Annotated in this window: 1 protein-coding gene; it reads left to right on the plus strand. The window is 75.6% G+C overall.

The features are described 5' to 3' along the window. The coding region (gene glgP / locus CCN56_RS39715) for an alpha-glucan family phosphorylase (RefSeq protein WP_256962427.1) at positions 1–1,993 on the plus strand (1,993 nt) is incomplete at its 5' end. Positions 1,994–2,020: the final 27 nt, after the last annotated feature.

Raw genomic sequence — 2,020 nt, forward strand, 5'->3', positions numbered from 1 at the left:
CTTCGACTCCCTCGCGCCCGAGGGACTGGCCGGCGCCGACCCCGTCCGGGTCCTCGGCGCCCTCGAAGCGCCCCGGCTGGCCGCGCTCGCCGCCGACCAGGAGTTCCTGGCCCGGCTGCGCGCGGTCGCCGAGGACCTCGACCGCTATCTGCACGCCCCCCGCTGGTACCAGGGCCGCCCCGGCGACGCCCCGGCCGCCGTCGCCTACTTCTCGCCCGAGTTCGGCGTCGCCGCCGCCCTGCCCCAGTACTCCGGCGGTCTCGGCATCCTCGCCGGGGACCACCTCAAGTCCGCCAGCGACCTCGGCGTCCCCCTCATCGGCGTCGGCCTGCTCTACCGGCACGGCTACTTCCGGCAGTCCCTCGGCCGCGACGGCTGGCAGCAGGAGCAGTACCCCGTCCTCGACCCCGGCGAGCTGCCCGTCGCCCTGCTCCGCGAGGCCGACGGCACCCCCGCCCGGATCGCCCTCGCCCTGCCCGGCGGCCGCAGCCTCCACGCCCAGATCTGGATCGCCCAGGTCGGCCGCGTCCCGCTGCTGATGCTCGACTCCGACGTCGAGGAGAACGCCCCCGGCGAACGGTCCGTCACCGACCGGCTCTACGGCGGCGGCAGCGAGCACCGGCTCCTCCAGGAGATGCTCCTCGGCATCGGCGGCGTCCGCGCCGTCCGCACGTACACCCGGCTCACCGGCCACCCCGCACCCGAGGTCTTCCACACCAACGAGGGCCACGCCGGCTTCCTCGGCCTCGAACGCGTCCGTGAACTCGGCGGCGAGGGGCTCGACTTCGACGCCGCCCTGGAGGTCGTCCGGGCCGGCACCGTCTTCACCACCCACACCCCCGTCCCCGCCGGCATCGACCGCTTCGACCGGGCCCTCGTGGCCCGCCACCTCGGCGACGACGGCGCCCTCCCCGGCGTCGACCTCGGCCGGATCCTCGCCCTCGGCGACGAGATCCCGCTCGGCGGCGAACCCGGCGTCTTCAACATGGCCGCCATGGGCCTGCGGCTCGCCCAGCGCGCCAACGGCGTCTCCACCCTCCACGGCGCCGTCAGCCGCTCCATGTTCGCCGGGCTCTGGCCCGGCTTCGACGCCGACGAGGTGCCGATCACCTCCATCACCAACGGCGTCCACGCCCCCACCTGGGTCGCCCCCGAGGCCGCCCGGACCGGACCGGACGCGAGCGACCGGGAGCTGTGGGAGCTGCGCCGCACCCTCCGCGAACGCCTCGTCGCCGACGTACGGGACCGGCTGAGGGCCTCCTGGCGGCAGCGCGGCGCCGCCGCCGCCGAACTCGGCTGGACCGAATCCGTCCTCGACCCCGACGTTCTCACCATCGGCTTCGCCCGCCGCGTCCCCTCGTACAAGCGGCTCACCCTCATGCTCCGGGACAAGGACCGGCTGCGGGCCCTCCTCCTCCACCCCGAGCGGCCCGTGCAGCTCGTCGTCGCCGGCAAGGCCCACCCCGCCGACGACGGCGGGAAGCGGCTCGTGCAGGAACTCGTCCGGTTCGCCGACGACCCCCGGGTCCGGCACCGCATCGTCTTCCTGCCCGACTACGGCATGGAGATGGCCCGCGGCCTCTACCCCGGCTGCGACGTCTGGCTCAACAACCCCCTGCGCCCCCTCGAGGCCTGCGGTACGAGCGGGATGAAGGCCGCGCTCAACGGCTGCCTCAACCTCTCCGTCCTCGACGGCTGGTGGGACGAGTGGTACGAGCCCGAGTTCGGCTGGGCCATCCCCACCGCCGACGGCGCGGCCGCCGCCGACGAGGACCGCCGCGACGACCTGGAGGCCGCCGCCCTCTACGAGCTGATCGAGCGCCGGGTCGCCCCCCGCTTCTACGACCGCGGCCCCGACGGGGTGCCGTCCGGCTGGACCGCCATGGTCCGGCGCACCCTCGCCGACCTCGGCCCGAAGGTGCTCGCCGACCGGATGGTCCGCGAGTACGTCGAGAGGCTGTACGTGCCCGCCGCCGGCGCCCGCCGGGGGTGAGGGCCCGGCGGGCGCCGGCGGCGGGCA

Source organism: Streptomyces sp. NRRL B-24572 (assembly GCF_002156145.1).
In the GTDB taxonomy this organism is placed as follows: domain Bacteria; phylum Actinomycetota; class Actinomycetes; order Streptomycetales; family Streptomycetaceae; genus Streptomyces; species Streptomyces vietnamensis.